At 73.8% G+C, this 25,668-nt stretch carries 24 protein-coding genes and 1 tRNA gene; 18 read left to right on the top strand and 7 right to left on the bottom strand.

What is annotated here, in order from left to right:
* Positions 1–46: 46 nt before the first annotated feature.
* From eno to ACFO9I_RS03060, 9 genes are all read left to right on the top strand, one after another.
* Positions 47–1,324: a phosphopyruvate hydratase gene (eno, locus tag ACFO9I_RS03100; RefSeq protein ID WP_379177682.1), complete on the top strand. Its 1,278-nt coding sequence runs from the start codon at positions 47–49 to the stop codon at positions 1,322–1,324.
* A 19-nt stretch (positions 1,325–1,343) separates the two neighbouring features.
* Positions 1,344–1,931, top strand: coding sequence for an FtsB family cell division protein (locus ACFO9I_RS03095; protein WP_379177681.1), 588 nt, complete (start codon positions 1,344–1,346; stop codon positions 1,929–1,931).
* Entirely contained in the window at positions 1,928–2,455 is a 528-nt protein-coding gene (locus ACFO9I_RS03090) for a DUF501 domain-containing protein (RefSeq protein WP_379177679.1), read from the top strand. The genes ACFO9I_RS03095 and ACFO9I_RS03090 overlap by 4 nt, the downstream gene beginning before the upstream one ends.
* Positions 2,452–3,369: an exopolyphosphatase gene (locus ACFO9I_RS03085; RefSeq protein ID WP_379177677.1), complete on the top strand. Its 918-nt coding sequence runs from the start codon at positions 2,452–2,454 to the stop codon at positions 3,367–3,369. Before ACFO9I_RS03090 ends, ACFO9I_RS03085 begins: the two co-directional genes overlap by 4 nt.
* Positions 3,370–3,473: 104 nt before the next feature.
* On the top strand, positions 3,474–3,878 hold the full coding sequence (locus ACFO9I_RS03080; RefSeq protein WP_379177675.1) for a phage holin family protein: 405 nt from the start codon (positions 3,474–3,476) through the stop codon (positions 3,876–3,878).
* Entirely contained in the window at positions 3,875–4,120 is a 246-nt protein-coding gene (locus ACFO9I_RS03075) for a DUF3618 domain-containing protein (protein WP_379177673.1), read from the top strand. The genes ACFO9I_RS03080 and ACFO9I_RS03075 overlap by 4 nt, the downstream gene beginning before the upstream one ends.
* A gap of 22 nt (positions 4,121–4,142) precedes the next feature.
* Positions 4,143–4,451: a hypothetical protein gene (locus ACFO9I_RS03070; protein WP_379177671.1), complete on the top strand. Its 309-nt coding sequence runs from the start codon at positions 4,143–4,145 to the stop codon at positions 4,449–4,451.
* 65 nt (positions 4,452–4,516) lie between these two features.
* Positions 4,517–5,362, top strand: coding sequence for a uracil-DNA glycosylase (locus ACFO9I_RS03065; RefSeq protein ID WP_379177669.1), 846 nt, complete (start codon positions 4,517–4,519; stop codon positions 5,360–5,362).
* Positions 5,363–5,372: 10 nt separating this feature from the next.
* Positions 5,373–5,449: transfer RNA gene (locus ACFO9I_RS03060), tRNA-Leu, on the top strand.
* Positions 5,450–5,452: 3 nt separating this feature from the next.
* Here the strand turns inward: ACFO9I_RS03060 and ACFO9I_RS03055 are convergent.
* Positions 5,453–6,538, bottom strand: a complete 1,086-nt coding sequence (locus ACFO9I_RS03055) for a hypothetical protein (protein ID WP_379177668.1) — start codon at positions 6,536–6,538, stop codon at positions 5,453–5,455.
* 111 nt (positions 6,539–6,649) lie between these two features.
* On the opposite strand from ACFO9I_RS03055, the gene ACFO9I_RS03050 reads away from it, so the two are divergent.
* A complete protein-coding gene (locus ACFO9I_RS03050) occupies positions 6,650–7,573 on the top strand; it encodes a Bax inhibitor-1/YccA family membrane protein (protein WP_379177666.1) in 924 nt (307 codons plus the stop codon).
* Between the two features lie 103 nt (positions 7,574–7,676).
* Here ACFO9I_RS03050 and ACFO9I_RS03045 read toward each other — a convergent pair whose 3' ends face one another.
* Positions 7,677–8,738 (bottom strand): SGNH/GDSL hydrolase family protein, encoded by a 1,062-nt coding sequence (locus ACFO9I_RS03045; RefSeq protein WP_379177664.1) that lies wholly within the window; start codon positions 8,736–8,738, stop codon positions 7,677–7,679.
* Between the two features lie 97 nt (positions 8,739–8,835).
* Here ACFO9I_RS03045 and ACFO9I_RS03040 point away from each other — a divergent pair, with 97 nt between their 5' ends.
* The 6 genes from ACFO9I_RS03040 (at position 8,836) to ACFO9I_RS03015 (ending at position 17,924) form a co-directional block, all read left to right on the top strand.
* Complete coding sequence (locus tag ACFO9I_RS03040; RefSeq protein ID WP_379177662.1) at positions 8,836–10,263, top strand: cystathionine beta-synthase; 1,428 nt, start codon at positions 8,836–8,838, stop codon at positions 10,261–10,263.
* A 266-nt stretch (positions 10,264–10,529) separates the two neighbouring features.
* Positions 10,530–11,966, top strand: coding sequence for a cytochrome ubiquinol oxidase subunit I (locus tag ACFO9I_RS03035; RefSeq protein WP_379177660.1), 1,437 nt, complete (start codon positions 10,530–10,532; stop codon positions 11,964–11,966).
* 12 nt (positions 11,967–11,978) lie between these two features.
* Entirely contained in the window at positions 11,979–12,998 is a 1,020-nt protein-coding gene (cydB, locus tag ACFO9I_RS03030; protein WP_379177658.1) for a cytochrome d ubiquinol oxidase subunit II, read from the top strand.
* Complete coding sequence (gene cydD / locus ACFO9I_RS03025) at positions 12,995–16,363, top strand: thiol reductant ABC exporter subunit CydD (RefSeq protein WP_379177656.1); 3,369 nt, start codon at positions 12,995–12,997, stop codon at positions 16,361–16,363. Before cydB ends, cydD begins: the two co-directional genes overlap by 4 nt.
* A gap of 11 nt (positions 16,364–16,374) precedes the next feature.
* Positions 16,375–17,040, top strand: a complete 666-nt coding sequence (locus ACFO9I_RS03020) for a response regulator (RefSeq protein ID WP_379177654.1) — start codon at positions 16,375–16,377, stop codon at positions 17,038–17,040.
* Positions 17,041–17,318: 278 nt separating this feature from the next.
* Positions 17,319–17,924, top strand: a complete 606-nt coding sequence (locus ACFO9I_RS03015; RefSeq protein ID WP_379177652.1) for a hypothetical protein — start codon at positions 17,319–17,321, stop codon at positions 17,922–17,924.
* Positions 17,925–18,024: 100 nt separating this feature from the next.
* On the opposite strand, the gene ACFO9I_RS03010 is transcribed toward ACFO9I_RS03015, so the two are convergent.
* Together ACFO9I_RS03010 and ACFO9I_RS03005 are read right to left on the bottom strand one after the other, a co-directional pair.
* Positions 18,025–19,620 (bottom strand): GAF domain-containing protein, encoded by a 1,596-nt coding sequence (locus ACFO9I_RS03010; RefSeq protein ID WP_379177650.1) that lies wholly within the window; start codon positions 19,618–19,620, stop codon positions 18,025–18,027.
* The gene (locus ACFO9I_RS03005; RefSeq protein WP_379177648.1) at positions 19,617–22,367 is read right to left on the bottom strand and encodes a GNAT family N-acetyltransferase; all 2,751 of its coding nucleotides are present in this window, start codon (positions 22,365–22,367) and stop codon (positions 19,617–19,619) included. Before ACFO9I_RS03005 ends, ACFO9I_RS03010 begins: the two co-directional genes overlap by 4 nt.
* A 171-nt stretch (positions 22,368–22,538) precedes the next feature.
* On the opposite strand from ACFO9I_RS03005, the gene ACFO9I_RS03000 reads away from it, so the two are divergent.
* Positions 22,539–23,144, top strand: a complete 606-nt coding sequence (locus ACFO9I_RS03000) for an HPP family protein (protein ID WP_379177646.1) — start codon at positions 22,539–22,541, stop codon at positions 23,142–23,144.
* Positions 23,145–23,182: 38 nt separating this feature from the next.
* Here ACFO9I_RS03000 and ACFO9I_RS02995 read toward each other — a convergent pair whose 3' ends face one another.
* Positions 23,183–23,623 (bottom strand): pyridoxamine 5'-phosphate oxidase family protein, encoded by a 441-nt coding sequence (locus ACFO9I_RS02995; RefSeq protein WP_379177644.1) that lies wholly within the window; start codon positions 23,621–23,623, stop codon positions 23,183–23,185.
* A 154-nt stretch (positions 23,624–23,777) separates the two neighbouring features.
* Between ACFO9I_RS02995 and ACFO9I_RS02990 the strand changes: the two genes are divergently transcribed.
* Positions 23,778–24,713 (top strand): universal stress protein, encoded by a 936-nt coding sequence (locus ACFO9I_RS02990; protein WP_379177643.1) that lies wholly within the window; start codon positions 23,778–23,780, stop codon positions 24,711–24,713.
* A 13-nt stretch (positions 24,714–24,726) separates the two neighbouring features.
* Here the strand turns inward: ACFO9I_RS02990 and ACFO9I_RS02985 are convergent, their stop codons facing one another.
* Both ACFO9I_RS02985 and ACFO9I_RS02980 read right to left on the bottom strand, forming a co-directional pair.
* Complete coding sequence (locus tag ACFO9I_RS02985) at positions 24,727–25,173, bottom strand: HPP family protein (RefSeq protein ID WP_379177641.1); 447 nt, start codon at positions 25,171–25,173, stop codon at positions 24,727–24,729.
* Positions 25,174–25,229: 56 nt separating this feature from the next.
* Positions 25,230–25,640 (bottom strand): YchJ family protein, encoded by a 411-nt coding sequence (locus ACFO9I_RS02980; RefSeq protein ID WP_379177639.1) that lies wholly within the window; start codon positions 25,638–25,640, stop codon positions 25,230–25,232.
* Positions 25,641–25,668: the final 28 nt, after the last annotated feature.

The following is a 25,668-nucleotide window of genomic DNA, read 5'->3' as shown; positions in this document are numbered from 1 at the left end:
GAGCCGCGGCCCAGCCGAATCCTCCGACCATCCCCAGGAGCTACCCGTGGCATCCATCGAAGCTGTCGGCGCCCGCGAGATCCTCGACTCGCGCGGCAACCCCACCGTCGAGGTCGAGGTGCTGCTCGACGACGGCTCGTTCGCGCGCGCCGCCGTGCCCAGCGGCGCGTCCACCGGCGCCTTCGAGGCCGTCGAGCTTCGCGACGGCGGCGACCGCTACCTCGGCAAGGGTGTCGAGAAGGCGGTGACCGGCGTGATCCAGAAGATCGCCCCGGCCATCGAGGGCCTCGCCGCCGACGACCAGCGGCTCGTCGACCAGACCATGCTCGAGCTCGACGGGACCCCCAACAAGGCCGACCTCGGCGCCAACGCCATCCTCGGCGTCTCGCTGGCCGTCGCCCGCGCGGCCGCCGACTCGGCCGGCCTGCCGCTCTACCGGTACGTCGGGGGTCCCAACGCCCACCTGCTGCCGGTGCCGATGATGAACATCCTCAACGGTGGGTCGCACGCCGACTCCAACGTCGACATCCAGGAGTTCATGATCGCGCCGATCGGCGCGCCCACGTTCCGCGAGGCGCTGCGCACCGGCGCGGAGGTCTACCACGCGCTGAAGTCGGTGCTGAAGAAGAAGGGCCTGGCCACCGGGCTCGGCGACGAGGGCGGTTTCGCCCCCGACCTCGACTCCAACCGGGCCGCGCTCGACCTGATCGCCGAGGCCGTCGGTGCCGCCGGCCTCGAGCTCGGCAAGGACATCGCGCTCGCGCTCGACGTCGCGGCCAGCGAGTTCTGCTCCGACGGCTCCTACACGTTCGAGGGCGTGCAGAAGTCCGCCGCCGAGATGACCGCCTACTACGGCGAGCTCGTCGCGGCGTACCCGATCGTCTCCATCGAGGACCCACTCGACGAGGACGACTGGGACGGGTGGAAGACCATCACCGACCAGCTCGGCGGCAAGACCCAGCTCGTCGGCGACGACCTGTTCGTCACCAACGTCGAGCGCCTCTCCCGCGGCATCGCCGGGGGCCAGGCCAACGCGCTGCTGGTGAAGGTCAACCAGATCGGCTCGCTGACCGAGACCCTCGACTCCGTCGAGCTCGCGCACCGCAACGGCTACCGCTGCATGATGAGCCACCGTTCCGGCGAGACCGAGGACACCACGATCGCCGACCTCGCCGTCGCCACCAACTGCGGCCAGATCAAGACCGGTGCGCCGGCGCGTTCGGAGCGGGTGGCGAAGTACAACCAGCTGCTGCGCATCGAGGACGAGCTCGGCGACGCGGCGCGCTACGCCGGCGCGGCCGCGTTCCCGCGTTTCCAGGGCTGATCGGGGGAAGATCGTCCCCATGGCCGACAACCGACGCACGCCCCCGCGCGGCTCACGCCCGCGGGGACGCACCGGGCCCGGTCGCACGACCGGGTCCGGGCGAGGTGGCCGACCCCCGCAGCCGCCGACGGCGCAGGGCGCCGCGGGCGGGGGCCGGCCGCGGCGGCCGCGGTTCACCGGCCGGGCCGCGATCCTGGTGCTGGTGCTGGCCGTGCTCGCGATCTCCTACGCCTCCTCGATGCGCGCCTACCTCCAGCAGCGGGCGCACATCTCGGACCTCAAGACCCAGATCGCGCAGCGTGAGGCCAACATCGACGAGCTCGAGCGCGAGAAGCGTCGCTGGCACGACCCGGCGTACGTCCAAGCGCAGGCCCGCGAGCGGTTCGGCTACCTGATGCCGGGCGAGACGTCGTACGTCGTGCTCGGCGAGGACGGCAAGCCGCTGGAGAGCCAGAGCACGCTGACCGACCCGTCCACGGTGAACAAGAAGGAGCCCACCGCCTGGTGGACCACCGAGTGGAAGTCGGTGCAGCTGGCGGGCAACCCGCCGAAGCCGGAGGCGCCTCCGGCGGACGAGATCGACGGCTCGGAGGAGACCAAGAAGTGAGCGACCCCGTCACCGCGAGCGACATCGCGGCGATCGCAGCCCAGCTGGGCCGGGAACCACGGGGGATCCACGAGGTCGGCCACCGCTGCCCGTGCGGCAACCCCGACGTCGTGACGACCGAGCCGCGGCTGCCCAACGGCACGCCGTTCCCGACGACGTACTACCTCACCTGCCCGCGCGCGGCGTCGCGGATCGGGACCCTCGAGGGCTCCGGGCTGATGAAGGAGATGGAGGCCCGGCTCGGCGAGGACCCCGAGCTGGCGGCGGCGTACGCCGACGCGCACCGGCGCTACCTCGAGGCGCGGTCGGAGATCGGCCGTCAGGCGGGGCTGGACGTGCCCGAGATCGAAGGCATCTCCGCCGGCGGCATGCCCGACCGGGTCAAGTGCCTGCACGTGCTCGCCGGCCAGGCGCTGGCCCAGGGGCGTGGGGTGAACCCGCTCGGAGACGAGGTGCTCGACGCCCTCGGCGAGTGGTGGTCGGCGGGTCCCTGCGTCGGGACCGACGCGGCCCCGGCGGAGTGACCACCGTCGCCGCGGTCGACTGCGGCACCAACACCATCAAGCTGCTCATCGGCGACGTGGTCGAGGGCGACCTCGTCGACGTGGTCCGGGAGACCCGGATGGTCCGGCTCGGGCAGGGCGTCGACCGGACCGGCAGGCTCGCCGAGGAGGCGCTGGCGCGGGCGTTCGCGGCCCTCGACGAGTACGCCGCGACGATCCGAGCGCACGACGTGTCCCGGATCCGTTTCTGCGCGACCTCCGCGACCCGCGACGCGGCCAACGGCGACGTCTTCGCCGAGGGGGTGCGCGACCGCCTCGGAGTCTCACCGGAGGTCGTCACCGGGGTCGAGGAGGCCGCGCTGGCCTTCGACGGGGCGGTGCGCCACCTGCGTACGCCGCCGAGCGAGCCGGTCCTGGTCGTCGACATCGGCGGCGGGTCGACCGAGCTGGTCCTGGGTTCCTCCGGGACGCCGGACGCCGCGCACTCCATGGACATCGGGTCGGTGCGGCTGCACGAGCGCCACCTGCACTCCGACCCGCCGACGCAGGCCGAGGTGGCCGCGTGCGTCGCGGACGTCGACGCCCACCTCGACGCGAGCCCGGTCGACGTGGCCCGGGCCGCCACCGTGGTCGGGGTGGCCGGCACCGTCCTCACGGTGGTCGCGGGCGCGCTCGAGCTGCCGACGTACGACCGCGACGCGATCGACCAGGCCGTGGTGCCGGTCGCCGACGTGCACCGGGTGGCCGACCGCCTGGTCGGGATGCCGGTGGCCGACCGGCTCGCGCTCGGCTACATGCACCCAGGCCGGGCCGACGTCATCGACGCCGGCGCGCTGATCCTCTCCCGGGTCCTCGCCCGCACCTCCGTGGCCACCGTGGTCGCCTCGGAGGCCGACATCCTCGACGGGATCGCCTGGTCCTTGGTGGACGGATAGTCCGGCACGTTTCGTCACATCCACCCCACCCGCCGGGGCAAGAACGTGCCGGACTATCCGTGGGGAGCGGGATTGGGGTGCGGCCGAGTGGGCACGGAACCCTCATGGACGAACCCACGACTCGACCCTCGGACGAGCCGATCGGCGCGCTGGTGCACCGGCTGTCCGAACAGATCCCCGACCTGGTCCGCAGCGAGCTGCGGCTGGCCCAGGCAGAGCTGACCGAGAAGGGCAAGAAGGCGGGCGCCGGCGTCGGCCTGTTCAGCGTCGCCGGGCTGCTGGGCTTCTTCGCGCTCGCGACGCTCGTCACGACCGCGATCCTCGCCCTCGCGCTGGCCGTGCCGGCGTGGCTGTCCGCGCTGATCGTGGCGGTCGTGCTGCTGGCCGCCGCCGGTGTCGCGGCGCTGGTGGGCAAGAAGGAGGTCCAGCAGGCGACCCCGCCCGCACCGGAACGGACCATCGCGAGCGTCCGCGAGGACGTCGCCGCCGTCAAGGGAGGCCACGCATGAGCACCAACGGCACCAGCCCCGAGCAGATCGAGGCCGAGATCGCCCGCCAGCGCGAGGAGCTGGCCGCCACCGTCACGCAGCTGCAGTCGAAGCTCGACGTGAAGACCCGCGCCCAGCACCGGGCGCGCGAGCTGCGCGACCGCGCCACGACCGACTCCGGTCGCCCCCGCCCCGAAGTGGTGGCCGTGGCCGTCGCCGTCGTGGCCCTCACCGGCGTGCTCGTGTGGCGCCGTACCCGCTGACACCGACCGACAGGAGAACCCCATGGGCAAGCTGACCCTCATCGCCGCCGGTGCCGCCGGCTACGTCCTCGGCGCCCGCGCCGGCCGCGAGCGCTACGAGCAGATCGCCGACGGCGCAGCACGCGTGATGGGCAACCCGCGCGTGCAGTCCGCCAAGCAGCAGGCGCAGGACGTGGTCGCCGAGCAGGCGGTGGCGGCCAAGGACGCCGTCGTCGAGAAGGCGAAGGAGACCGCGTCGACAGCCGCGGACAAGGTACGCCGCGGCGACGGCGGCGCGCACAGCACCGGCCAGTCGTGGCCGGCCGACACCGCGGCGCCGCCGGCCTCCTGAGCGGCCGTCCGGGCAGCCCTCCGGGCAGTCCTCCCGGCAGGCGGCCGGTCGGGCACGATGGGCGCGTGACCGACCGGCTGCCGCACCCCGTCACGGGGGAGCTCTTCGACTCGCCCGTGCCACCGGGCACGGGCTGGCCCGAGGACCCCGCCCCCGCCGGCACGCCCGTCGCCCGCACCCGCGGGGGCGTGCGCAGGCTCGCCGCCGTCGGCGACCTCGACGAGCTCGAGGCCAGGGTCTCGGTCTGCTCAGCCTGCCCGCGGCTGGTCGCGTGGCGCGAGCAGGTCGCCCACGGCAAGCGGGCGGCGTACGCCGCGGAGCCCTACTGGGGCCGGCCGATCGCGGGGTGGGGCGACCCGGAGCCCAGGCTCCTCGTGGTCGGCCTGGCGCCGGCCGCGAACGGCGGGAACCGGACCGGCCGGATCTTCACCGGCGACCGCTCGGGCGACTGGCTCTTCGCCTCCCTGCACCGGGTCGGCCTGGCGACGCAGGCCACCAGCACCCACGCCGGCGACGGCCAGCGGCTGGTCGGCACCCGGATGGTCGCGGCGGTGCGGTGCGCCCCGCCGCTGAACAAGCCGACCACCGAGGAGCGGGACACCTGCGCGCCCTGGCTGGACGCCGAGCTGCGCCTGGTGTCCGGGTCGGTGCGGGTGGTCGTCGCGCTGGGCTCCTTCGGCTGGGCGGCAGCGCTGGCGGCGTACTCGCGGCTGGGTTGGCAGGTGCCGCGCCCGCGCCCACGGTTCGGCCACGGGGCCGAGGCCGTGCTCACCGGTCCCGACCACGAGGTGGTCCTGGTGGGCAGCTACCACCCGAGCCAGCAGAACACCTTCACCGGGCGGCTGACCGAGGAGATGCTGGACGACGTGCTCGGCCGGGCCGCGGACGCTGCGAGAATCCCCCGGACATGACGTCCCGCCGGCCCCCGTATCCCAATCGGCAGAGGAAGTCGCCTTAAAAGCGACCGAGTGTGGGTTCGAGTCCCACCGGGGGCACCACCGTCAGGTCGCGGCCACCGAGGTGGCGGCGGCCTGCGCCCGCCGGTACGCCATCACCGGCTGCCAGCGGTCGTGCAGCGTGGTGATCAAGCTGATCAGGGCCAGGAAGAAGACCGTGTTCCACGGGCTGCTGTCCGCCCCCGCGAGCCAGCGGGCCACCGCCACGATCCCGACGTTGACCAGCAGCCGGGCGAGGAACGCCAACCCTGTCGACTCGATGCTGCGGGCCCGCCGCGCGGCCGCGAGCGTGATCGCGGCGTTGAGCACCACGAAGGCGCCGATCGCGACGAACAGCTCGAGGTTGCTGGCGTGGATGCCCGGCAGCGTCTGGGCGTAGATGACCGAGATCAGGCCGAGGAGCACCACCTTCTCGACGGTGACCCAGGAGACGACCTTGCCCGACTCGGCCCGCCACGCGGCCTGCTCGGCGGCGGTGTCGATGGCCTCCGGGAGCGGGTCGGCCGTGAACCGCAGGCTCCAGTCGGGCTCGGGCAGCCGGGGGCGTACGACGAACCACAGGACGGCCGCCAGCAGCAGGATCAGCGAGATCAGCAGCGGCCACGCCCAGTCGTAGTCCCGCAACGTGTCGGTGACGTCGAGCTGCGCGACGTGCAGCCAGTACTCCTGCGGCAGCTTGATGAAGATCCAGATCAGCGCGGCCACGACCACCCAGTGCCGCAGCGAGACCCGCTTGGTCTGCCAGCGCGTCCGCCACCCCTCGTAGGCGATGAAGAAGTACTCGAAGGTGTTGGGGAAGATCAGCAGCAGCGCGCGCACCTGGCTCAGCTCGAACGCCACCACGCCCACCAGCCGGTAGAAGTACAGGAACCGGCCCACGTCGTACGCCGGCAGGTTGACCCAGTTGCGCAGCGTGGCCAGGTAGGCGATGGCGAGGTAGTAGACGTCCATCGCCTTGTCGTAGCCCTGGTAGCCCGGCGGGTCGTAGCCGAACATCTGGAAGATCGTCTGGTCCACCCCGTCGAGGACCAGGCACCCCACCACCGCGGGCAACGGGTAGCGCGGGATCAGCAGGGGCAGCAGGAACCGGGCGCCGACGACGGCGACGAAGACGTAGTCGACACCACTCATGGTCGGAGTGTGGCGGTGGCGGGGGCGGTCGCGCAGGGTCCTACGTCACTTGTGGGAACCCCTGAGGCCACTGGGACGTTGGAACCGGTGGACCCTCCTAGGATGGGTCCAGTGAGACGAGCCGTCAGGGAGACGGTCGCCCCGGCCTCCAAGGAGGAGACCATGCAGAGCAACAACCCGGTGTTCCGGCGCTCGGAGGAGTTCAACCGCCCCGGCGCGAACGCCTACGGCAACCAGACCTACGCCGGGAACGGCACCGCCTACCCGGGCTACGGCCAGCAGGGCTACACCGACCCGTCGACGTGGGGCACCGGCACGCCCGGCGCGCCCACCACCACCTCGGCACCGATGACGGTGGACTCGGTCGTACAGAAGACCGCGTTCGCGCTTGGCACGGTCATCGTGTTCGCGCTGGCGACGTGGATCATGACGCCCGCGATCGACACCACCACCACGGCCGAGGACCTCGGTGGCCTCTACGCCGCCGTCACGATCGGCGCCCTCGGTGCCTTCGTGCTGTCGATGGTGAACTCCTTCAAGCGCGTGATCAGCCCGGCCCTGGTGCTGGCGTTCTGCGCGCTCGAGGGCATCGCGCTGGGTGGCATCAGCAAGGTCTTCGACGCCCAGTTCGGTGACAGCGTCGTGTCGGGTGCGGTGATCGGCACCTTCGCGGCCTTCGCGGGCACGCTCGCGGCGTACAAGGTGTTCGACATCAAGGTCGGCAACAAGTTCCGCATGATGGTGATGGCCGCCGTGTTCGGCATGGTCGGCCTGAGCCTGATGGAGCTGGTTCTCGGCATGTTCGGCGCCCAGCTGGGCCTGTTCGGGTTCGGCGGCCTCGGCCTGCTGACCGCGATCGCCGGCCTGGTCCTCGGTGTGTTCATGCTGGTGCTGGACTTCGACTTCGTCGAGCAGGGCGTGGCCAACCGGATCCCCGAGCGGGAGTCGTGGCGCGCGGCCTTCGCGATGACCGTGAGCCTGGTCTGGATCTACACCAACCTGCTGCGCCTGCTGGCGATCTTCAGCCAGGACTGACCCACGCACTCCGGCCCCGCAACGGTCGGTGCAGGAACGAAGGCCCCGGACACCTGTCCGGGGCCTTCGTCACGTCACCACCGTCGAGCAGACCGCCGTCGGGTCACGACGCGGGCGGACCGGGCACCGTCCGGTCGGCGCCCTCCGGCTCGCTGTCGTGGTCGTCGTGGACCTCGGGAGCCTCGCCGGGCGTCTCCGGGTGGCGCCGGCGGTGGCGCAGCTCGACCCAGAGGCCGCGCACACCGCGGCGTGAGCCGCCCACCTCGGTGCCGTCGAGCTCGGTGCCCGGGTTGTTGACCGCCTGCACGGCCGCCGCGACGATCGGCAGCACGCCCTCGCCGCGGAACGCCTCGGGCTGCGCCTCGTCCTCCGGGATCAGGTCCAGCGCGGCCAGCGTGGAGGGCAGCAGCACCGTCACCAGCGACCGGTAGCCGTCGGCGGATGGGTGGAACTGGTCCGGCCCGAACAGGATCGCGGGCGCGGCGGCGAACTCGGGCCCCAGGATCGAGCCGAGCGAGACCGTGCGGCCCCCCTCCTCGACCACGGCGATGGTCTGCGCGGCGGCGAGCCGCCGGGACCAGGCACGGGCGACCTGCTTGAGCGGGGGAGCGATCGGCTTGATCGTCCCGAGGTCCGGGCAGGTGCCCACGACCACGGCCACGCCGGCCTCGCGGAGCCGGCGTACTCCCTCGGAGAGCTGGCGCACCGAGTGGGAGGGGAGCACCGTGTGGGTGACGTCGTTGGCGCCGATCAGGATCACCGCCACGTCCGGCTCGATCGGCAGCGCCCGCTCGATCTGGGCCGCGAGGTCGGAGGTCTGGGCACCGACGACGGCGAACTCACGCAGGTGCACCCGCCGGTCGGCCCGCTCGGCGAGACCGCTGGCCAGCAGCGCGCCCGGGGTCTCCTCGACCCGGTCGACGCCGTACCCCGCCGCGCTCGAGTCGCCGAGCAGGGCCACCTTGATCGCCGGCCCGGGGCGGCCGCGGCCGTACCAGCCGGTGGCGTCCGGCGGCGGCTCCTCGCGGATCACGCCGATGGTGCGCCGGGCCAGCTTCGCCTCGAGAGTCAGCACGCCGAAGAGCCCGGCGCCGAGCGCGGACAGGCCGCCACCACCGAAGGCGGCGGCGGACGCGAGCTTGCGAGCGGCACCGGCTTTCCCCACGCCCTCACCTTACGGAAGCGACCGAGACGGGGTTCCGCGGGCGGCGCGACGTGCCGGTTATTGGGGGGTTGGCCACACCGCGCAATAGATTGGCCGGATGCAGTACGTGAACTCTCTCCTCGACCTCATCGGCAACACCCCGCTGCTGAGGCTCTCGCGGTCCCTCGCCACCCCCGACGGACCCTCGTTCGACGACTCCTCCGACCAGCCCGGCAAGGGCCCGCTGGTGCTGGCCAAGGTTGAGTACCTCAACCCCGGTGGCTCCGTGAAGGACCGCATCGCGACCCGCATGATCGAGGCCGCGGAGGCGTCCGGCGCGCTGCAGCCCGGCGGCACGATCGTGGAGCCGACGTCCGGCAACACCGGCGTCGGCCTGGCGATGGTGGCCCAACGACGAGGCTACAAGTGCATCTTCGTCTGCCCTGACAAGGTCAGCGAGGACAAGCGCAACGTGCTCAAGGCGTACGGCGCCGAGGTCGTCGTCTGCCCCACGGCGGTCGCCCCCGAGCACCCGGACTCCTACTACAACGTCTCCGACCGGCTCGCCTCGCAGCCGGGCGCCTGGAAGCCCGACCAGTACTCCAACCCGAACAACCCCCGCTCGCACTACGAGACCACCGGGCCGGAGATCTGGGCGCAGACCGAGGGGCGGATCACCCACTTCGTCTGCGGCGTCGGCACCGGCGGCACGATCAGCGGCATCGGGCGCTACCTCAAGGAGCAGAACCCTGACGTCAAGATCATCGGCGCCGACCCGGCCGGCTCGGTCTACTCCGGCGGCTCCGGCCGGCCCTACCTCGTCGAGGGGGTGGGCGAGGACTTCTGGCCCGAGACCTACGACCGGACCGTCGCGGACCGGATCATCGAGGTCTCCGACGCCGACTCGTTCGCGTTCACGCGCCGGCTCGCCCGCGAGGAGGCGCTGCTGGTCGGCGGCTCGTCCGGCATGGCGGCGTACGCCGCGAAGCAGCTCGCGCTGGAGCTGGCCGGCACCCCCGAGGGCGAGAACGCCGTGATCGTGGTGCTGCTGCCCGACTCCGGCCGCGGCTACCTCACCAAGGTGTTCAACGACGAGTGGCTGGCGCAGTACGGCTTCCCGGTCGAGGGGACCGAGGGCGACGAGCAGACCGTCGGCGACGTGCTGCGCGGCAAGGACGGCCGGCTGCCCGACCTGGTCCACACCCACCCCGCGGAGACGATCGCCGAGGCGGTGCACATCCTGCAGGAGTACGGCGTCTCGCAGATGCCGGTCGTCCGCGCGGAGCCCCCGATCGTGGCCGCCGAGGTGGCGGGCTCGGTCTCCGAGCGCGCCCTGCTCGACGCGCTCTTCGCCGGCACCGCCAAGCTGACCGACCCGGTCGAGGAGCACATGTCGGCCGCGCTGCCGACGATCGGCTCCTCCGAGCCCGCGAGCGCCGCGGTGAAGATGCTGGAGTCCGCCGACGCGGTGCTCGTCCACGAGGACGGCAAGCCGGTCGGCGTGCTCACCCGCCAGGACCTGCTGGCGTTCCTCGCCCGCACCTGACCGGAGGTCGAGTCGGCGCAACCTCGCGCGAAATACCCGTCGAGTCGGCGCAAGCTCGTCAGCACCTGACGAGCTTGCGCCGACTCGACGCTTTTCGGGCCTGCACTTGCGCCGACTCGACGTTGTCACCCGGTCACACGGGACCTTGGTCCTCCGAGGACGTTGCCTCGGTCCCGCCTGATGGTTGCCTCCGGCCGGTCCGGGGCGTCCGGTGAGTCTCTTAACGTCGAGACATCTCACCCGTGCGTCCCGGCCCAGGAGTCTTCGTGGATCCCCTCGACATCGCCCGCTGGCAGTTCGGCATCGTCACCGTCTACCACTTCCTCTTCGTGCCGATCACGATCGGCCTCTCGGCGATCGTGGCGGGCTACGAGACGGCGTGGGTGCGCACCCGCAACCCGCACTGGCTGCGGCTGACGAAGTTCTTCGGCAAGCTCTTCCTGATCAACTTCGCCATCGGTGTGGTGACCGGCATCGTGCAGGAGTTCCAGTTCGGGATGAACTGGAGCGACTACTCGCGGTTCGTCGGCGACATCTTCGGGGCGCCACTGGCCATCGAGGGCCTGCTGGCCTTCTTCCTCGAGTCCACGTTCCTGGGGCTGTGGATCTTCGGCTGGGACCGGCTCTCGCCGCGCCTGCACGCGAGCTGCATCTGGATCGTGCACGTCGGCACGCTGCTCTCGGCGTACTTCATCCTCGCGGCCAACTCCTGGATGCAGCACCCGGTCGGCTACGAGTTCAACCCCGACACCGGCCGTGCCGAGCTGCACGACTTCGCGGCCGTGCTGTTCAACAAGGTCCAGCTGGTGACCTTCCCGCACGTCGTGCTCTCGGCCTACCTCACCGGCGCCGCGTTCGTGGTCGGCGTGGCCTTCTGGTCGATGATGCGCCGCGGCCTGGGCGACGACGACCGGAGCATGTACCGCCGGGCCGTCCGCACCGGCGCTGCGGTGGCCCTGGTGGCCGGTCTCGGCGTCGCGGTCACCGGTGACATCCAGGGCAAGATCATGACCGAGGTCCAGCCGATGAAGATGGCGGCGGCCGAGGCGCTCTACGACACCGAGGACACGGCGGGCTTCTCGCTCGTCACGATCGGCAGCCTCAGCGGCGACGAGGAGAAGTTCGCGATCAAGGTGCCCGGCCTGCTGTCCTTCCTCGCGACCGGCCACACCGACGGCACGGTCGAGGGCATCAACCAGCTGCGCGCGGAGTACCAGAAGACGTACGGCGAGGACCCGGGCGCGACGTACTACTCGCCGGGTGACTACACCCCGGTCATCCCGGTCACCTACTGGAGCTTCCGGCTGATGATCGGCCTGGGCCTGCTGGCCGCGGCCGGCGCCGCGCTGATCCTCTGGGTGACCCGCAAGGGCCGGGTGCCGTCCGGCCGCGCCTGGGTGTGGCTGGCCGTCGCCATGCCGCTGCTCCCGGTCGCGGCGAACTCCTTCGGCTGGATCTTCACCGAGATGGGCCGGCAGCCGTGGGCGGTCTTCGGGCTGATGACGACGTCCAGCGCCGTCTCCCCGGGGGTCGGGGCCGGCACGGTGCTGACCTCGCTGATCGCCTACACGCTCGTCTACGCGGTGCTCGCCGTGGTCGAGGTGGGCCTGGTCCTCAAGTACGTCCGGGCCGGGGCAGAGCCCACGCCCGAGGACACCGGACCGACGGACACCCCCGACCGCCCGCTGGCGTTCGCCTACTGAGGAGGGACGACCATGGAGCTCACCACCGTCTGGTTCTGCCTGATCGCCGTCCTCTGGATCGGCTACTTCTGCCTCGAGGGCTTCGACTTCGGCGTCGGGATGCTGCTGCCGATCCTGGCCTCCGACGACCGCGAGCGCCGGGTGCTGATCAACACGATCGGCCCGGTGTGGGACGGCAACGAGGTCTGGCTGCTGGTCGCCGGCGGCGCCACGTTCGCGGCGTTCCCGGAGTGGTACGCCACGCTGTTCAGCGGGTTCTACCTGCCGCTGCTGCTGATCCTGCTGGCGCTGATCGTCCGCGGCGTCGCGTTCGAGTACCGCGCCAAGCGCCCCGAGGCCGCGTGGCGGGCCCGCTGGGACCTGGCCATCATCATCGGCTCCTACGTGCCGGCGGTGCTGTGGGGCGTCGCGTTCGCCAACATCCTGCGCGGGGTGCCGATCGACGCCGACCTGGAGTACACGGGCGGCTTCTTCAACCTGCTGAACCCCTACGCGCTGCTCGGCGGGCTCACCACCGCGCTGCTGTTCCTGACCCACGGGGCGATGTTCGTGGCGCTCAAGACCGACGGCCGGATCCGGCACGAGGCGCGCAGCCTGGCGGCACGCTTCGGCGTGCTGGCCGCCGCGGTGGCGGTGGCGTTCCTCTTCTGGACCCAGGTCGACACCGGCAACCTCGGCTCCGGGCTGCTGTTCGTCGCCGCAGCAGCGGCGCTGGTGGCGAGCCTGGTGGCCATCGGTGCGGCCAGGGAGGGCTGGGGCTTCGCAGGCACGTTCGTGACGATCGCGCTTGCGGTGGCCGGGCTGTTCGTCGCGCTGTTCCCCGACGTGATGCCCTCGTCGCTGGCCGACGGGACCAGCCTGACGACTACCAACGCCGCCGCCACGGCGTACACGCTCAAGATCATGACGGTCGTCGCCGTGGTCTTCACGCCGCTGGTGCTGGCCTACCAGGGCTGGACGTACTGGGTGTTCCGGCGCCGGATCGCGGTGCACCACATCCCGGAGACACCCGCGCAGGTGCCGGCTCGGTGAGGCCCGGCGACCCGCGCGTACGCCGCCAGCTGCGGCCGGCGCGTCGCGAGCTGTCCGGGGTGGTGGCCGGCGGCGCCCTCGGCAGCCTGCTGGTGATCGCCCAGGCCTGGGTGGTCACCGGCCTGGTCGTGGCCGCCGTTCACGACCCGCTGGACCGCGCCGAGCTCGGGCGCTGGGCATTGGCCACGGTGGCCGTGCTCGCGGCCCGGGCAGCGACCGGGTGGGGCGTGGACCTGCTCGCCGCCCGGGCGGCCGCCGTCGTCGGCAACGACCTGCGCCGCCGGCTGGTGCGGGCGGTCCTGCGCCGGGCAGGCACGACCGAGGCGTCGGGGGAGCTCTCGGTCCTCGCCACCCGCGGCGTCAGCGCCGCCGAGCCCTACCTCACCCGCTACCTGCCCGCCCTCGTGCTCGCCGCCTTCCTCCCGGCGCTCACTGTGGTCGCGATCGCCACCCAGGACCTGCTGAGCGCGCTGATCGTGGCGTGCACCCTGCCGCTGGTCCCGGTCTTCGGGGCCCTCGTGGGCCTCGCCACCCGCGACCGCGCCGAGTCGCAGTGGCGGGCCCTGGCCTCCCTGTCCGGGCACTTCCTCGACGTCGTGCGCGGGCTGCCCACCTTGGTGGCGTTCCGTCGCGCCGAGGCGCAGTCGGGCACCATCCGCGCGGTCACCGACCGCTACCGCCGGGCCAGCCTGGGCACGCTCCGGCTGGCCTTCGCGTCCTCGGCCGTGCTGGAGCTGGTCGCCACCCTCTCGGTCGCGCTGGTGGCCGTGGTGGTGGGCGTCCGGCTCGCCGCCGGGGGCCTCGGGCTGCACACGGCCCTGCTGGTGCTGCTGCTGGCTCCCGAGGCGTACTGGCCGCTGCGGCGGGTCGGCGCCGAGTTCCACGCCTCAGCCGAGGGTGTCGCCACCTTCGAGGCGGTCAGCGCGCTGGTGGACGGGACCCCGGACGAGCCCGGCACCGCTGCCGCCGGTCCACTCGAGGTCAGGGACCTGACCGTCGTGCACCCCGGGCGGGTCACCCCCGCCCTCACCGCCTTCGGCGCCGACCTGCCCCAGCGGGGCGTCACGTTGCTGACCGGGCCGTCGGGCTGCGGCAAGACCACGCTCCTCTCGGTACTCGCCGGGCTGGTCCCGCCGACGAGCGGCACCGTGTGCGCCGGTGGCCTGCCGGTCGGGGGCGACGCATGGCGCCGCCGGGTCGCCTGGCTGCCGCAGCGGCCGGTCTTCGTCACCGGCAGCATCGCCGACAACCTGCGCCTCGCCGCTCCCGGGGCGACCGACGACCGGCTGTGGGACGCCCTGCGCCGGGTCGCCCTCGAGGAGCGGATCCGCTGCCTGCCCCGCCGCCTGGACGAGACCGTCGGTGAGGACGGCGCGGGCCTGTCGGCGGGGGAGCGGGCCCGGCTCGCCCTCGCGCGGGTGGTGCTCGCCGAGCGGCCCTGGGTGCTGCTGGACGAGCCGACCGCCCACCTCGACGAGCTGACCGAGCAGGTCATCGTGGACACCGTGGCCGAGCTCGGCCGCACCAGCAGCGTCGTCGTGGTCAGCCACCGGCCGGCGATGGCCGAGGTGGCCGACCGCGTCCTGGTCCTGACCCCGCCCCCCGTGCCCGACCGTCCCGTTGCGACCCCAGCGCCCACCGGCTCGCGGGCAGCGAGTGCGCCGAGCCCCGTCGCCGACCCGGAGCCCCCTGCCCCGGCGGCGTCGAGTCGTGCGCTGCTGGGCAGCACCGTGGTGGGCGCTCTCGCGTCCGCCTCCGGCGTCGCGCTCACCGCCACGGCGGGCTGGCTGATCGTGCAGGCCTCGACCCGGCCGCCGGTGCTGACCCTGCTCGTCGCGGTCGTGGCGGTGCGCGCCTTCGGGCTGGCCCGGCCGGTGCTCCGGTACGTCGAGCGGATCCGCTCCCACGACGTCGCCCTGCGGCTGCTGGCGCAGCGCCGGGTGCAGGTGTACGACGCCCTCGTTCCGCTCACCCCCGGCCGTCTCGGCCGTCGTCGCGGTGACCTGCTGGCGTCCGTGGTGGACGACGTCGACAGCGTCGTCGACCGCGAGCTGCGGGTCCGGATGCCGGTGCGCGGCTTCGTCCTCGTGGCCCTCGCGGCCACGGTCCTCGCGACCGTCCTGCTCCCGGTGGCGGGCCTGGTCGTCGGTGCCACCTGCCTGGTCGGCGGCGCCACGGCGTACCTGCTCGCCCGCACCGGCGCCGGCCGGGCCGAGCGGGACGCCGTGGACCGTCGGGCGCTGCTCTCCGAGCGGGTCGTCGAGGTCACCCAGGTCGCCCCCGAGCTCGCGATGTGGCAGGCGGAGGCGGCCGCGACCGGGACCGTCGTGGCCGCCAGCGAGGGCCTGACCTCGGCCGCGGCCCGGGCCGCCGGCTGGTCGGCCGCCGCGCGGGCGGTCGTGCTGCTCGCCGTGGGTCTCGGCGTCGCGGCCACCGCGGTGCTCGGTGCCCCCGCGGCCGCCGACGGCGTGCTCACCGCTCCGCTCCTCGCGCTGCTGGTGCTGCTCCCGCTGGCCCTCGGCGACGTCGCGCTGCCGCTGGCCGACTCCGGTGCGCTGGCCGCCCGCACCGCGGCGGCCGAGCGCCGGCTCGGCGACCTCGAGGCGATGGCCCCGGCGGTGACCGGGCCGGTGGCGCCCCTCCCGGCCACCCCCGCGCACGGGGTCGACGTGGTCGGGGTGCTCGCCGGCTGGGGGGACACACCCGCGCTGCGCAACCTCTCGCTCGCGCTCGCCGACGGGGAGCGGGTCGCGGTGGTCGGCCCGTCCGGCTCCGGCAAGAGCACGCTCGCCGCGCTGCTGCTGCGCTTCGTCGACCCCTGGCGCGGGACGGTCGCGCTGGGCGGCGTACCCCTGCGCCACCTCGCGCTGGACGACGTACGCCGTCAGGTCGGTCTCGTCGACGACGACCCGCACGTCTTCGCCACCACGCTGGTGGAGAACGTGCGGCTGGCCCGGCCCGGTGCCGGTGACGACGAGGTCGAGGGCGCCCTCCGGCAGGCGCGCCTGGGGCCCTGGCTCGACGGCCTCCCGGACGGCCTGCACACCTGGGTCGGCGACGGCAAGGCTGCGGTCTCCGGCGGCGAACGGGCGCGGATCGGCCTGGCGCGCTCGCTGCTCGCCGACCAGCCGGTGCTCGTGCTCGACGAGCCGACGGCCCACCTCGACCACGCCACCGCCGAGGAGCTCGCGCGGGAGGTGCTGGCCGATGCGCGCGCCGGTGGACCCGTGGCGCGGAGCGTGGTCTGGATCACGCATGGCACTGTGGGACTCGACCGTGTCGACCGGGTCCTGGACATCACCGAGTGCGGGGACACGGCGACGGCTCTCCCCGGCAGACTGAGGACAGGTGGCACGTGGACGTAGACAATGAGGACATGACCGAAACCGGACCCATCCGCGTGTACCTCCTGGACGACCACGAAGTGGTGCGTCAGGGGCTGCGCTTCCTGCTCGAGGCCGCCGGCGACATCGAGGTGGTCGGGGAGTCCGGGTCCGCCGAGGACGCGGCGCACCGCATCCCCGCGCTGCGACCGCACGTCGCCGTGCTCGACGCCCGGCTGCCGGACGGCTCCGGGATCGAGGTGTGCCGCTCGATCCGTGCGGTCGACCCGTCGATCAACGCGCTGATCCTCACGTCGTACGACGACGACGAGGCGCTGTTCGCGGCGATCATGGCCGGGGCGGCCGGCTACGTGCTCAAGGAGATCAAGGCATCGGACCTGATCAGCGCGGTGCGCCACGTCGCGGGCGGGAACTCGCTGATCGACCCCACCCTGACCTCACGGGTGCTCGAGCGGGTGCGCAACGGCCCCGCGACCGCGCCCGAGCTCGCCGAGCTGACCGACCAGGAGCTCAAGCTGCTCGGCTTCATCGCCGAGGGGCTGACCAACCGCCAGATCGGCGAGCGGATGTACCTCGCCGAGAAGACGGTGAAGAACTACGTCTCCAGCATCCTGGCCAAGCTCGGCCTCGAGCGCCGGACCCAGGCCGCCGTGCTCGCCGCCAAGCTCCTGGACCCGGCTCCGGACTCGACGCGGTAGCCCACGCGCCCTCGTGGGCGGTGAGTGGGCCACCGTTTCCTTGAGCTGATCGGTGGCCTGCTGACCGCTGGCTCTCGGGTGGTCGGCCGGGCGGTGCGGGGCCACTGTCTCCGCGCGCCGGTCGGTGGCCTGCTCGCCGCCCACGCCCCGGTCCGCCCCCGGTCTCAGGTCCCCCCGACGGGTGACCATGGGCAGGCCACCGGGTGACGTAGCGCTCTGCCGTGGGGACCGGCCGCGGCGGGATCCTCGGGGGGACGATCCGATCCCAGGAGGCCCTCATGAGCGTGATCCACCACCGCCGGCACGTGGCCGGCGACACCCCGGCGATGACGTCCGCCGCGGACATCCAGGCACCGGGTCGACGCCAGGCGCTCGCCGCCCGTCGCACGGTCGCCACCCTGCGCATCGCGTTCGGCTTCACGTTCCTGTGGGCGTTCTTCGACAAGCTCCTGGCCCTCGGCTACCACACCGGGTACGACCAGCAGGGCAACCTCGACCGCTTCGGTGACGCCGCGTGGATCCACGGGGGCAGCCCGACCGAGGGCTTCTTGAAGTTCGGGGCCGACGGTCCGTTCGAGGGCTTCTACCACTCCATCGCGGGCGCCGCCTGGGCCGACTGGCTGTTCATGCTCGGCCTGCTCGGGGTCGGTGTGGCGCTGACCCTGGGCGCCGGGATGCGGATCGGAGCGGCGGCCGGGGCCGTGATGTACGTGATGATGTGGACCGTCGTGCTGCCCCCGGAGAACAACCCCCTCATCGACGAGCACGTCCTCGGCGCGATCACCGTCGTGGCACTTGCCCTGCTGAACGCCGGCGACACCTGGGGGCTGGGCCGCTGGTGGTCGCGGACCGAGCTGGTCCGCAAGCACTCCGTCCTGCGCTGAGATCCAGCGGTACGACGCCACGGCCACCCGCGCACGCGGGTGGCCGTCGGCACGCCAGGGACCCGGTCGAGCCCAGGTCGAGCCCAGGGCCCCGACGAGCTCATCGAGCGGCCAGTGGGACCCGCCACTCCAGGACGGTGCCCCGAGGCTCGTGGGGCCGGACCTCGAGCTCGCCGCCCAGGTCGCCCGCGCGGTCCCGGACGTTGCGCAGGCCGCTCTCGGCCACCTCGTGGCCCAACCCGACGCCGTCGTCCTCGACGACGAGCCGCAGCTCGTTGTCCGCGACGTGCAGCGCGACGGCGGCCGATCCTGCGCGGGCGTGCCGGACGACGTTGGAGACCGCCTCGCGCACCACCGGCAGCAGCTGCTCGCGCACCTGGTCCGGCACAGCGGTGTCGACCGGCCCGCTGGTGCGGACCGCGGGGGTGAACCCCAGCGCGGGGGCGTACTCCCGCACGACCGCGCGCAGCTCGGCCCGCAGCGAGCCGGCCGTGTGGTGCTGGAGCTCGAAGATGGTCCCGCGGATGTCGCGGATGGTCAGGTCGAGGTCGGACACCGCCTGCTCCAGACGGCTCGCGAGCTCCGGGTTCTCCGCGACCATCGCGGTGCCCTGCAGCCGCAGCCCGGTGGCGAAGAGCCGCTGGATGACGGTGTCGTGGAGGTCGCGGGCGATCCGCTCACGGTCGGAGATCACCGCCAGCTCCTCGCGCTCGGCGTACGCCGTGACCCGGTCCAGCGCGAGCGCCGCCTGGTCGGCGAACGACGCCAGCAGCTCGCGCTCGTCCACGTGCGCGGGGAGAGGGTCCCCCTCGACGAGGGTGACGAGCACCGCCGAGGCGGACAGGTGCGCCCGGAGCGGGATCGCCGTCGCGGTGAGCCCCTCGGACCGCAGCTCGACGATCTCCTGCCCCCGGTCGAGCTCCATCAGCATGGCGACCCGCTCGAGGACCCGCTGCACGCGCGCGTCGCTCGGGTCGGTCGTCGTGGTGGTGGCGCCGTCCCGCGTGATCACGGCGGTCGCGAGCGCGCCCGACACCGACGCGACCGTCCGGGTCACCCAGTGGAGAGCGCTCGCCGTGTCGATCGGGGGTTCCAGGGCGTCGGCCAGCTCGGCCGAGGCCTCGAGCCACTGGCGGTGCCGCTCGCTGCGCCCGTAGGCGCGGGCGTTCTCGATCACGAAGCCGGCCGCGGTCGCGAGGCCGCGGACCAGGAGCTCGTCGCGCTGGGTGAACCCCGTGCCGCCGGCCTTCTCGGTCAGGTAGAGGTTGCCGAACACCGTGCCCCGGATCCGGACCGGTACGCCCAGGAACGAGGACATCGGGGGATGACCCGGTGGGAAGCCGAAGGACTCGGGGTGGGCGGTGAGGTCCTCGAGCCGGATCACCTCCGGGTGCTCGATCAGCAGGCCGAGGATGCCGCGCCCGTGGGGCAGGTCACCGATCCGGGCGCGCTGCTGCTCGTCCAGGCCGGTCGTGATGAACTCGACCAGGCCCCGGCCGTCGGGGCCGACGACGCCCAGCGCGCCGTACCGGGCGCCGGTCAGCTCGCTGGCCGCCTCGACGATGCGGGTGAGCACCGCGTGCAGGTCGAGGTCGGAGGAGATCGCGACCACGGCCTCGAGGAGGGCCTGGGCGGCACCGGGCAGCCCGGCGTCGTCCTCGGAGGGTAGCGGGAGGTCCACGACGGGCGCCGTCATCGGGGGCTCCTCAGCTGCCGGGGGACCCCGGCGTCGACCAGCGGGCCGGTGGCCAGGCGGGCCTTGATGTCGACCAGCACGCAGCCGTCGGGGCCGGCGACGACCGGGTTCAGGTCGAGCTCGGCGAGCTGCGGCACGTCGACGGCGAGGGCGCCCAGCGAGGTGAGCAGGTCCACCAGCCCCTCGACGTCCGCCGCCGGTCCACCCCGGTAGCCCTCCAGCAGCGGCCAGATGCGCAGCGAGCGCAGCGCCCGGGCGGCGTCGGACCGGCTCACCGGCGGCACCAGGAACGCCCGGTCGTCCCACAGGTCAGTGGCGACGCCGCCGGCCGCGACCATGACCAGCGGCCCGAACCCCGGGTCGCGCACGATGCCGAGCGCCACCTCCACGCCGGACACGACGGGCTGGACGAGGACGGGCACGTCGTCGTGGCCCAGCTGGGACTCGAAGTCCCGGGCCGCCCCCAGCACCTCGAACGCCGACTGCAGGCCCACCCGGACGAGTCCGCGGTCGGTCTTGTGGACGACCCGCTGGTCGGCGACCTTCACCGCGACGGGGAAGCCGGTCCGCCCGGCGGCGGTCGAGGCGGCGAGGGGGCTGTGCACCAGCGTGCCGAGCGGGTGCAGCCCGTAGGGACCCAGCAGGTCGTCGACCTGCTCGACCGAGAGCCAGCCGTCATCGGTCGCGGTCGTGGCGACCAGGTCGTCGGCCACCCACCGTGCGTGCGCGGCCACCTGCTCGTCGGTCGACACCGGCTCGTCGCGCGGGACGCGCAGCCACGCGGCGTACGCGCTCGTGTGGCTGAGCGCCCGGACGGCGGAGGTCGCCGAGTCCAGGACGGTGATGCCCGGCAGGTCGGCGCGGCGAGCGTCGAGACCGCCCATGGGCACCAGCAGCAGGGGCTTGCCGGGGTGGGCCGCGCGGCAGCGGGCCAGCGCCGCGAGCACCGGCCCCGGGTCGGTGACGTTGGTGCGGACCAGCAGCACCAGCACCGCGTCCACCTCGTCGGAGTCCAGCAGCGCCGTGGTGATCGCGGCGACGGCCTCCGCGTCGGCCCCGGCACCGGCGTCCACCGGGTTGCCGTCGCCGGCGGTCCCGGTGACGTGGCGCGCGATCAGCCCGCGCAGCGGTGCCGACAGCTCGGGGACGACGAGGCCGCAACGGTCCGCCTCGTCGGCGGCGAGCACGCCGAGGCCCCCGGCGTTGCTGACGACCGCGACCCGGGGTCCCTCGGGGAGCCCCTGCTCGGCCAGCAGCAGCGCGGTCTCGGCCATCTCCTCGGCGCTGCGGCAGCCGATCACACCGGCCTGCGCGAACAGCGCGTCGACCCCCACACCGGGCGTCGTCGCCGCGGCCGTGTGCGAGGCCCCGGCACGCCGGCCGCCCGCCGAGCGGCCACCCACGACCGCCAGCAGCGGCTTGTGCTCGGCGAAGCGCCGAGCGACGCGGGCGAACTTGGGGGCGTTGCCGAAGGACTCCAGGTAGAGCGCGGCCGCGGCCACCCGCGGGTCGTCGCGCCAGGCGGCCAGCAGGTCGTTGCCCGAGACGTCCGCCTTGTTGCCCAGCGAGACGAAGCTGCCGATGCCCAGGCCGAGATCCCGGGCCACGTCGATGAGGGCGATGCCGACCCCGCCGGACTGCGAGGCGATCGCCAGCCCGCCGGGCGGGGGCACCTCGGGGCTGAAGGTGGCGTTGAGCCGCACGTCGGGGTGGTTGGACATCAGCCCCAGGCAGTTGGGTCCGACCAGCCGCATGCTGTGGTCGCGCGCCACCCGCAGCACCTCGCGCTGGATGCCGGCGCCGACGCGGCCCAGCTCCTCGAAGCCGGAGGAGATGACCACCGCCGCAGAGACGCCGGCCGTGGCGGCGTCCTGGATCGTGGCGGGCACCCGCTCGGCGGGGACGGCCACGACGAGCAGGTCGACGTGCCAGGGGACCTCGGTGACGCTGCGGTACGCCGGCACGCCGTCGACCTCGGTCGCCTGGGGGTGCACGACGCACAGGTCGCCGGCGTACCCGCCGGCCACGATCGACCGCAGCACCGCCGCCCCGACGCCGCTCCCGTCGCGGCGCACGCCGGTGACGGCGACCGTCCGCGGGTAGAGCAGGGGCGCCAGCGAGTGCGCCTCGGAGACCGCCTCGCGCTCGTCGGCGGCCGTCACCGCGCGGGCCGAGGCGGTGGTGCCCATCTGCACGTGCACGGTGCCCATCTCGGTGTGCCGGGCGATCTCGAAACCGGCGTCGAGGAAGACGTGCAGCATGCCGGTGTTCTCCAGGAGGACCTCGGCCACGAAGCGGCGTACGCCCTGGTTGCGGGCCGCGGCCGCGAGGTGCTCCAGCAGCAGGCTGCCGACGCCGCGTCCGCGCAGCGCGTCGGCGACCAGGAAGGCCACCTCGGCCTCGTCGGGCCCGACCCGCTCGGCGGTCGCGAGCGCCACGATGCGGTCCCGGACCGTGGCCACCAGGCAGGCGACGGTGTCGGCGCCGCCGCCGTCGAACAGGTGGGCGACGTAGTCGTGCCCCGCCCGCCGGCTGGTGGCGAAGAAGCGCATCCGCAGGCTGACGTCGGAGGCCTCCTCGTGGAGGGCCTCCAGGCCGGGGCGGTCCTCGGGCCGCACCGCCCGGACGACGGCGACGGTGCCGTCGGCGAGCAGCACGTCGGCCGCCGGCGGGCCGGCCACGGGGCCGGTCCGGGTGAGCCCGCCCGCCCGCGCACGCGAGGGCCGAGACGCAGGGTGCACGGTCATGCCGCGATCCTGCGTGTTCGGGGCTGGGGTGCCACAGGGCCGTTGTGCCCCGCCTGCGGGGGCCGTCGGCCCTGCCGGGAGCGGGCCCCGGGCCGCTGTCCTTGGAGCGGGGCAGGAGCCGGAGCGGGACCTCCGGGGAGCGACTGTCGCCGACGGACCGGAGGAGGCCCGATGTTGGTGCGTGAGCTGATGAGCAGCCCGGCGGTCACGGTGCCCCCGGACGCATCGGTCAAGGAGGCGGCCCGGCTGCTCACCGAGCACGGCATCACGGCCCTGCCGGTGGTGGACGAGCAGGGAGTCCTGGTCGGCGTGGTGAGCGAGGCCGACGTCCTGCGCGACAGCGTGCTGCCCGACCCCCGGGCGCACGAGCGCCCCGCGCACGTCTCGTCCGGCGTCGTGGGTGCCCGGGTCGCGGACGCGATGAGCCACTTCCCGCTCAGCGTCCGCTCCGACGCCGACGTGGCGGTCGCCGCCGAGCTGATGGGCGGCACCGCCGTGAAGAGCCTGCCCGTCGTCGACCGGGGCGTCGTGGTCGGCGTGCTCAGCCGGCGCGACATCGTGGCGGTGCTGGCGCGCAGCGACGCGCGCATCGAGGCCGAGGTCGACGAGCTGCTGCGGTCGGCCGGTCTCGAGGCGCAGGTCGACGTGACCGACGGGGTGGTCGTCCTCGACGGACCCGACGAGCCGCACCAGCAGGAGACGGCCCGGGTCCTGGCCAGCACGGTGCAGGGCGTGGTCGGCGTGCGCTTCGGGCCGCGGCCGGCGTCCCGCGCCTGACCGCCGCCCGACCCGACCCGGCACTCCGGGCGCCGCTCCTAGAGCGTGCGTCCCACCGGCATCCGGGAGAGCGGGTCCCACCCGGCACCGACGCGGCGGCCGGACAGCTCGGTCCAGCGCAGCCGCAGGTAGAGGGTGCGCGACCCGCCGGCCCACGGCCGGGGGCTCCACACCTCGCGGATGTGGTCGAGCTCCTCGATGTCGGTGACGAACTCGCCGCGCCCGCGGGCGACCACGCTCCAGCCGCGCTGGTTCTCGTGGTCGAACTGGTCGACCTCGAAGGCCAGCGTGGTGCCGCGGCCGTAGCTGCCCAGCAGGCTGTAGGGCGAGGTGCGCACGACGATCGCGTCGTCCACGACCGAGTAGTTGACCGGGACGATGTGCGGTCCGTTCGGCGTGGAGATCGCGATCCGGCCCGCCACGCCGGCGCGCAGGAGCCGCTCGCACTCCTCGCGTTCCATGTCGATGATCTCGTGCACGGAGCATTCCTCTCGCCTCGTCCCTCCACCCCCCATCGTCCGGTCGGCGGTGCGGGGGCGGTCAGGGTCGATGGTCCCCTCGCCCCGGCCCGTTGCGCCCTCCCCGATGGCCCACGCGTGCGCGAGCGTGGAACCGGCCGGAGGGGCCCTCGACATGCGGAGCGTGACACTGATGGAGACCAGCACCCACGACGCCGGGGTCCCCGCCGGGACCGTGGTCGTCGGGTACGACGGGTCGCAGTCGGCCGGGCAGGCCCTGGACTGGGCGGTGGAGCAGGCCACGCTCGAGCGCCGTCCGCTGACGGTCGTGCACGCCCTCGGGCCGCTCGGCACCAGCGGGACCGCGTGGCTCGACCAGGCGGGCGTGAACCAGCGCGACATCATCGACGCGATGCGCACCGACGGGCAGGTGCTGCTCGACGCGGCGCGGGAGCGGGTGCTGCGCCGGTCCCCGGGGCTGGAGATCCGCGAGGTGCTGCGCCTCGTCGACCCGCGCGAGGCGCTGCTCGACCTGTCCGAGCAGGCCGCGATGGTCGTGCTCGGGTCGCGGGGCCGCGGGCCGGTCCGCAGCCTGGTGCTCGGGTCGGTCAGCGTCGGGGTCTCGCGGCACGCGTCGTGCCCGGTCGTGATCCTGCGCCCGCACAAGGTGGGCGCCGTACGCCGCGGCGTGCTGGTGGGCGCCGACGGCACCGACCGGTGCCACGCGACGCTGGAGTTCGCCTACCGCCAGGCGTCGCTGCGCCGCCTCCCGCTGACCGTCATGCACTGCTTCTGGGACGCCGCGGGCGCCACGTCGGGCGCCCACCTGATCCCGGCGGACGCCGAGGGGTACGACGACCAGCGGCTGCTGCTGGCCGAGTCCCTCAGCGGGATGACCGAGAAGTTCCCCGACGTCAACGTCCGCACCGAGCTGGCCCGCGGCCTGGCCGACGACTGCCTGGTGCGCGCCTCGGCGCAGATGGACCTGGTGGTCGTGGGGTTCCACCCCTCCGGGAAGGTGTCCGGGATGGTCTACGGCTCCGTGGCGTCGACCGTGCTCGAGCACGCGTCGTGCGTCGTGGCGGTCGTGCCCGAGCCGGAGCCGTCCTGACCGGACCCTGCGCTCAGGGCCGGTCGCCGCGCAGGTGCCGGCCGGCCACCATCGCGACGATGTCGCTCCACGTGACCACGCCGACCACCCGGCCGTCGTCGTCGACCACCGGGAGCGCGTCGACCAGCTCGAGGACCATCACCTGCGCCGCGTTCCGGACCGGCTCCGCCTGGTGCACCCGGGGCTGCTGCGGCCGGACGTGGTCGGCGACCCGGCGCGAGCGACGGCCGGTGGTGCCGAGCAGGGCGAGCACCTGCTCGGCCGACAGCAGCCCGCGGCAGGTGCGGTCGGGGTCGACCACCACGAGGTGGCGCAGCGCGGTGCGCAGGAAGGTGTCGAGCGCGACCGAGAGGTCCGCGTCGGACCGGATGGCCACGATCCTGCGGGACATGATGTCGGCGACCAGGGTCTCCCCGGCCGTGGGTCCGGGGTCGGCCGCCGGGCGCAGCTGCTCGATCACAGCCCCACCGTGGCGCCTGTCCACCGCCGGCGGTCAGGGCCCAAGGTCACCTCGGCTCAGCCGACCTTCCCGTCCACGTAGACCCAGCGGCCGGCCCGCCGCTGGAAACGGCTGTCCTCGTGCAGGACCCCCTCGCCTGCCGGCGTCTCGTAGTGGGCCTCGAACTCGACCGTGCCGCGCTCGTCCTCCGGCCCTCCCGCGGTCCCGCCGAGGATGCGCAGCCCGGTCCAGGTCGTCGCCGGGTCGAGCCTGAGGTCGTCCGGCCGGGTCCGCGGGTGCCAGGTGCGGAAGAGGTGGTCGGTGTCGGCGACGGCGTACGCCGAGTAGCGCGAGCGCATCAGCTCCTCGGCCGTGACCGCCTGGGCGGCGCCCCGGTGCAGGCGGCCGCAGCACGCGTCGTACGCCGCGGGCTCGCCGCTGGGGGCGGGCGCGCCGCAGGGACAGGGCTTCTGGAGGGAGGCAGCCACCTGCGCACGTTAACCTGCGCGTCACCTG

This window comes from Nocardioides sp. GCM10023255, from assembly GCF_042653125.1.
Taxonomy (GTDB): domain Bacteria; phylum Actinomycetota; class Actinomycetes; order Propionibacteriales; family Nocardioidaceae; genus Nocardioides.
Note: the sequence above shows the minus strand (reverse complement) of the source record. Positions and strands in the feature narration are given on the sequence as shown.